General features: G+C 69.8%; 8 protein-coding genes. 6 read left to right on the forward strand and 2 right to left on the reverse strand.

Features of this window, described 5'->3' with window-relative positions:
• The first annotated feature begins 57 nt into the window (after positions 1-57).
• The 5 genes from PMI14_RS02265 (at position 58) to PMI14_RS02285 (ending at position 4,716) form a co-directional block, all read left to right on the forward strand.
• A complete protein-coding gene (locus PMI14_RS02265) occupies positions 58-390 on the forward strand; it encodes a YkgJ family cysteine cluster protein (protein ID WP_007848991.1) in 333 nt (110 codons plus the stop codon).
• Positions 391-484: 94 nt separating this feature from the next.
• The gene (gene kynB / locus PMI14_RS02270; RefSeq protein ID WP_007848993.1) at positions 485-1,141 is read left to right on the forward strand and encodes an arylformamidase; all 657 of its coding nucleotides are present in this window, start codon (positions 485-487) and stop codon (positions 1,139-1,141) included.
• A gap of 25 nt (positions 1,142-1,166) precedes the next feature.
• Positions 1,167-2,474 carry a kynureninase gene (gene kynU / locus PMI14_RS02275; protein ID WP_007848994.1) on the forward strand — a complete coding sequence of 436 codons (1,308 nt, stop codon included), beginning with the start codon at positions 1,167-1,169 and terminating at the stop codon, positions 2,472-2,474.
• Between the two features lie 3 nt (positions 2,475-2,477).
• Positions 2,478-3,368 carry a tryptophan 2,3-dioxygenase gene (kynA, locus tag PMI14_RS02280; RefSeq protein WP_007848997.1) on the forward strand — a complete coding sequence of 297 codons (891 nt, stop codon included), beginning with the start codon at positions 2,478-2,480 and terminating at the stop codon, positions 3,366-3,368.
• 166 nt (positions 3,369-3,534) lie between these two features.
• Positions 3,535-4,716: an MFS transporter gene (locus PMI14_RS02285; protein WP_052024305.1), complete on the forward strand. Its 1,182-nt coding sequence runs from the start codon at positions 3,535-3,537 to the stop codon at positions 4,714-4,716.
• Here the strand turns inward: PMI14_RS02285 and PMI14_RS02290 are convergent.
• The gene (locus PMI14_RS02290) at positions 4,688-5,149 is read right to left on the reverse strand and encodes a hypothetical protein (protein ID WP_007849000.1); all 462 of its coding nucleotides are present in this window, start codon (positions 5,147-5,149) and stop codon (positions 4,688-4,690) included. The two genes, PMI14_RS02285 and PMI14_RS02290, sit on opposite strands and share 29 nt — an antisense overlap.
• Positions 5,150-5,241: 92 nt before the next feature.
• Here PMI14_RS02290 and PMI14_RS02295 point away from each other — a divergent pair, with 92 nt between their 5' ends.
• Positions 5,242-5,595 (forward strand): MerR family DNA-binding protein, encoded by a 354-nt coding sequence (locus tag PMI14_RS02295; RefSeq protein WP_007849002.1) that lies wholly within the window; start codon positions 5,242-5,244, stop codon positions 5,593-5,595.
• Here the strand turns inward: PMI14_RS02295 and PMI14_RS02300 are convergent.
• A partial coding sequence (locus PMI14_RS02300) for an FAD-dependent monooxygenase (RefSeq protein ID WP_007849004.1) occupies positions 5,592-6,000 on the reverse strand: 409 nt, incomplete at its 5' end. The genes PMI14_RS02295 and PMI14_RS02300 overlap by 4 nt on opposite strands.

Consider the following 6,000-nt stretch of genomic DNA (forward strand, 5'->3'; position numbering starts at 1 on the left):
GGCGTACCATCTCAGCCCCTCGACAAGTCCCTTGAGCCCACCGCGGCACGCTTTCTTATGTCCGAATCCGCCCACCCCTGCCTGACCTGTGGCGCCTGCTGCGCGAGCTTTCGCGTGGATTTTTCGGTCCACGAGATGCAGGAGATGGGTGGCACCGTGCCCGGCGGCTTGGCCGTCGAGGTCACCGAGAGCACCTGCCGCATGCGCGGCACGGACCACGTGCCCGCGCGCTGCGCAGCGCTCACGGGCACAGTGGGCGAGAAGGCGGCCTGCGGCATCTACGAGTGGCGGCCCTCGCCCTGCCGCGAATTCGAGGCCGGTGACCATGCCTGCAACAAGGCGCGCACGCGCCACGGGCTGCCGCCCCTGGCAGAAGGCCTGGTTTTCTGACCGGTCCAAACTAGTTTAGGCTTCAACAAAAAATCCCCCTGCTGTTGGAAATAACCGACACCACGGGTTTTCCGGGACATGCAAACTTTGTCCCATGCAAGCAAGCCACACCCCCAACGCACGCCAGCTCTGGGACATTTCGCCGCCCGTGCATGCGGGCAGCCCCGTGTTTCCCGGCGACACGGCCTACAGCCAGCAGTGGTGCGCCACGATCGGGCCCGGCTGCCCGGTGAACGTGAGCGCCATCACCCTCTCGCCCCACGTGGGCGCACATGCCGATGCGCCGCTGCACTACGACGCCGAGGGCGCCACCATCGGTGACGTGTCGCTGGAGGCCTTCCTCGGCCCCTGCCGCGTCATCCATGCCATCGGCCGTGGCCCGCTGATCGAGTGGGAGCACATCGCCCATGCGGTCGATGCCACCCTGCCCCAGCGCGTGCTGGTGCGCACCTACGAGACCATGCCGGTGGACCGCTGGGATGGGGCCCTGGCCGCCTATGCCCCGGCCACCATCGCGCGCCTGGCCGACCTCGGGATGCTGCTGGTGGGCATCGACACCGCCAGCATCGACCCGGCCGACAGCAAGACCCTGGACAGCCACCAGGTGATCCGCCAGCGCGGCCTGCGCGTGCTGGAGAACCTGGTACTCGACGGCGTGCCCGAGGGCGACTACGAACTGATCGCCCTGCCGCTCAAGCTCACCACGGCCGACGCCTCCCCCGTGCGCGCCGTGCTGCGCGCCCTGGCCTGATTCCACGACCTAACCCGCGACTCCCATGACCACCCTGCAAGACTGCCGCGCGCTCGACGCGCAAGACCCCCTGGCCCCGCTGCGCGGGCACTTCAGCCTGCCCGAGGGCGTGATCTACCTGGACGGCAACTCCCTGGGCGTGCTGCCCAAGGCGGCTGCGGCCCGCGTGGCCGACGTGGTCACGCGCGAATGGGGCACCGACCTCATCCGCTCGTGGAACACCGCCAGTTGGTTCGACCTGCCGCAGCGCCTGGGCAACCAGCTCGCGCCCTTCATCGGCGCGGGCAAGGACGAGGTGGTCTGCACCGACAGCACCTCCATCAACCTCTACAAGGTGCTGAGCGCCGCGCTCAACATCGCCCGCGAGGACAGCCCGGCGCGCAAGCGCGTGGTCAGCGAGCGCAGCAACTTCCCGACCGACCTGTACATCGCCGAAGGCCTGTGCAGGGAGCGCGGGCTGGAGCTGGTGCTGGTGGAGCCCGAGGAGATCGCCGCCGCACTGACAGCCGACGTGGCCGTGCTGATGCTCACCCACGTGAACTACCGCACCGGCGCCATGCACGACATGGCAGGCACCACGGCCGCCGCGCATGCAGCCGGCATCCTCACCGTGTGGGACCTGGCGCACAGCGCGGGCGCCGTGCCGGTGGACCTGAACGGTGCAGGCGCCGATTTCTCCATCGGCTGCGGCTACAAGTACCTCAATGGCGGCCCGGGCGCACCGGCCTTCGCCTGGGTGCACCCGCGCCATGCCAACCGCTTCTGGCAGCCACTGTCGGGCTGGTGGGGCCATGCCGCCCCGTTCCAGTTCACGCCGGACTACCAGCCGGCCCCCGGCATCACGCGCTACCTGTGCGGCACGCAGCCCATCATCAGCCTGTCGGCCCTGCAGTGCGGCCTGGACGTGTTCGACGCGGCCCAACCGCTGGGCGGCATGGCCGCGCTGCGCGCCAAGTCGCTGGCGCTGACGGACCTGTTCATCGCCCTGGTGCAGGAGCGCTGCGCCGGCCACGGCCTGGGCCTGGCCACGCCGGTTGCGCACGCACAGCGCGGCTCGCAGGTGTGCCTGACACGCGACGAGGGCCAGGGCCTGAATGGCCAGGGCAGCGGTGCCTATGCCATCGTGCAGGCGCTGATCGCGCGCGGCGTGATCGGCGACTTCCGCAAGGGCGATGGCGGCCAGGGCCCGCACAAGGACATCCTGCGCTTTGGCTTCACGCCGCTGTACATCGGCTACGAGGACGTGTGGAACGCCGTGGAGCACCTGCGCCAGGTGCTCGAAGCGGCCGAGTGGCAGCGCCCCGAGTTCAACCAGATCCATGCGGTGACCTGAGCCATGTGCCCCTTCTCCCACACCCCAGCAGAACCCGGCGCGGCCGGCCCCGCCAGCGGCAAGCCTGAATCCATCGTGCACGAGGAGCGCGCCCAGCTCGACTTCAGCCAAAGCATGAGCTACGGCGACTACCTGCAGCTCGACGCCATCCTCACGGCGCAAAAGCCGCTGTCGCCGGCGCACGACGAGATGCTGTTCATCGTGCAGCACCAGACCAGCGAGCTGTGGATGAAGCTCATGCTGCACGAGCTGCGCGCCGCCATAGGCCACATTGCGCAGGACGAACTGCAAATGGCCTTCAAGATGCTGGCCCGCGTCTCCAAGATCATGGAGCAGCTGGTGCATGCCTGGGACGTGCTGGCCACCATGACGCCGCCCGAGTACAGCGCCATGCGGCCCTACCTGGGCCAGTCCAGCGGCTTCCAGAGCTACCAGTACCGCAGCATCGAGTTCGCCCTGGGCAACAAGAACCGCGCCATGCTCAAGCCGCACGAGCACCGCGCTGACCTGCTGGCCCAGGTGCAGGCCGCCTATGAGGCGCCTTCGCTGTACGACGAGGCCCTGCGCCTGCTGGCGCGCCGCGGCATCCCCGTGCCGGCCAGCCACACCGAGCGCGACTGGACCCTGCCCTACGCCGAGAGCGACGGCGTGGAGCAGGCCTGGCTCACCGTGTACCGCGCGCCCGACAAGCACTGGGACCTGTACCAGCTGGGCGAGGAGCTCACCGACCTGGAAGACGCCTTCCGCCTGTGGCGTTTTCGCCATGTGACCACGGTGGAGCGCGTGATCGGCTTCAAGCGCGGCACCGGCGGCACGGGCGGCGTGAGCTACCTGCGCAAGATGCTGGACGTGGTGCTGTTCCCCGAGATCTGGAAGCTGCGCACGGACCTCTGAGACATCCTCCGCATGGGGGACAGCCAGTCGCCCGCGCACCGTGTACCCTCGAACGCGGCGCGCACCGTGCGCGCCCTCCCGGAGACACCCCTTGCCGCCCCAGACCGCAGAGTCCGCCCAGCCCTCACCCCCTTCGCCCCTGCTCGCCCCCCGGGTCGCCTGGGTGATGCTGCTGGCCCTGGTCTCGGGCTTTGCGCTGAGCCAGGCCTTTCGCACCATCACGGCCATCATCGCCACCGGGCTGCGCGCGGAGTTCGGGCTGTCGGCGCAGGCCCTGGGCGCATTCGCCGGGGCCTTTGCCTTCGCCTTCGGCGGCATGCAGCTGTTCATGGGCGTGGGCATCGACCTGTACGGCGTGCGGCGCACGCTGCTGGTGGCCTTCCCGCTGACCATCGCCGGGTCGCTGCTGTCGGCACTGGCACCGGGCTACGGCATGGTGCTGCTCGGGCAGGTGCTGATCGGCGTGGGCTGCGCGCCGGCCTTCCTGGTGTGCACGGTGTTCATCGCGCGCTACTTCCCCCCGGGGCGCTTTGCCATGGTCTCGGGCGTGGCCATGGGCATCGGCGGCCTGGGCATGCTGTTCACGGGCACGCCGCTGGCCTGGCTGGTGCAGCACTCCTCCTGGCGCGCGGGCTTCGGCGTGCTGGCGGGGCTGGCGGCGCTGGCCTGGCTGCTGATCTGGTGGCAGGTGCACGAGCCTGTAGAGCCGCTGCACACCGCCGATGCTCCACGCGAATCGATTGCCTCGGCCGTGCGCGGCTTCGGTGCGCTGTTCCTGCTGCCGCACACCGCGGGCATCATGCTGCTGGCGCTGACCACGTATGCGTCCTTCCTGACCCTGCGCGGGCTGTGGCTGGGGCCGCTGTTGATCGAGCGGCACGGCTACTCGCTGGTGGCCAGCGGCAACGTGGCCATGCTGTCCTCGCTGGTGTCGCTGTTCACCCCGGCGTACTTCGGCCGCCTGGACCCCGGCCCGGCGCACCGCAGGCGCTGGATCACGGGTTTCACGGTGGTTCTGTGCGGCCTGTTCCTGCTCATCGGCCTGCTGCACCGGGAGTGGCTGGACGTGGGCGGCGCCATCGCCGTGGGCCTGCTCTCGGGCTACATGGTGCTGCAGTACGCGGACGTGCGCTCGGCCTACCCGGCGGCCATGACCGGGCGCGCCATGGCGGTGTTCACCATGGCGCTGTTCCTCGGCGTGGCGCTGATGCAGTGGCTCACGGGGCTGGCCGCCTCGCTGGCCTCTGCGCGCGGCGCCGATCCGTATGTGGCCGTGATGCTGAGCATCTCGGCGTTGCTGGCAGCCGGTGTGCTGTCGTTCAGGCTGCTGCCGGCCCCCGCGCACTGATTTTGGCGGGGCAGGCGACACCGCCCTGCCCGGCCACGCGCCACCATTGCAGCACGCCGAACAGCAGCTCGAAGGCGGTGAAACCGAGCACGATGGCACTGGCCCCCTGCGCCACCGCGTAGGCCTGCCAGGTGGCGAACAGGAACCGCGCCAGGCCATCGAGCCGGCCCAGCAGCACGCCGGGCGCCAAGATGCGCGCGATGGACCAGACCACCACCACCGAACCGAGCAGGTTGGCCAGCAGCATGTGGGTGCCATCGAGCGGGTGCAGGGTGCCGGGCAGGCCCAGCGAGGTCGACAGCCAGGTGAGCGTGCCGTAGAGCCAGGCAAAAGTCCACGGCAGGGCGAAGGGCCAGGTCACGATGAGGTCGTACCAGCCGCTGGCGCGCACGATGGCAAGGTAGCGGGGCGTTGAGAAGGCAGGAATGGGCATGGCGTGACAAAGTTCGGAGTGAAGAAGGCCCCGAGCTTCCACCTTGAAGTACGCTTCAGGGTCAAGCACTTTTTTGGGTAAGGAGCCATGCCATGCTGATCGGAGAACTTGCCACCGCCGCCGGCATGAGCCGCGAAGCCCTGCGCTTTTACGAGCAACAGGGGCTGATCCGCGCACGCCGCCTGCCCAACGGCTACCGCGACTATCCTGACGAGGTGCTGATGCTGGTGCAGTACATCCGCACCGCGCAGCAACTGGGCTTCACGCTGGCCGAGATCGGCGACCGCCTGCCCGCGATCTGGGATGCGCCCGACCCGGCACCCGCCGTCACCGAGGTGCTGTCCGCCAAGCTGATCGAAATCGACGCACGCATCGCCGCGCTGCAGGCCCTGCGCCAGACGCTGGCCGAGCGGGTGCTGGCGGACTGTCCCCTCGTGGCGTCCTAGAGCGAGCTCGCCACTGAACCGTCACCCCGGTAGAGCCAGGGCAGGTCCAGCACGCGCGCGCCCAGCAGGCGCAGCGAGGCGTCACGCCCCCAGCGCACGGGCCCCATGGCGTGGAAGATGCGGCCATTGCGCGTGGCGCGCGCCTGCACGCGGGCATTGCGCTGCCAGCGGTTGAGGGCGTAGCGCGTCAGGCGCAGCGGTACCTCCAGGTCGTGCATGGACAGGGCGCGCTGCAGCTCGGCCGCATCCTCGATGGCCATGCCCGCGCCCTGGGCCAGGTAGGGCAGCATGGGGTGGGCGGCATCGCCCAGCAGGGCCACCAGGCCCTGCGCCATCTCTGCCGCGCCGCGCACGGGCGGTCGATCGCACAGGGGCCACAGGCGCCAGCCGCCACCGGCGGGCGCC

This window comes from Acidovorax sp. CF316, from assembly GCF_000276605.1.
Classification (GTDB): domain Bacteria; phylum Pseudomonadota; class Gammaproteobacteria; order Burkholderiales; family Burkholderiaceae_C; genus Acidovorax.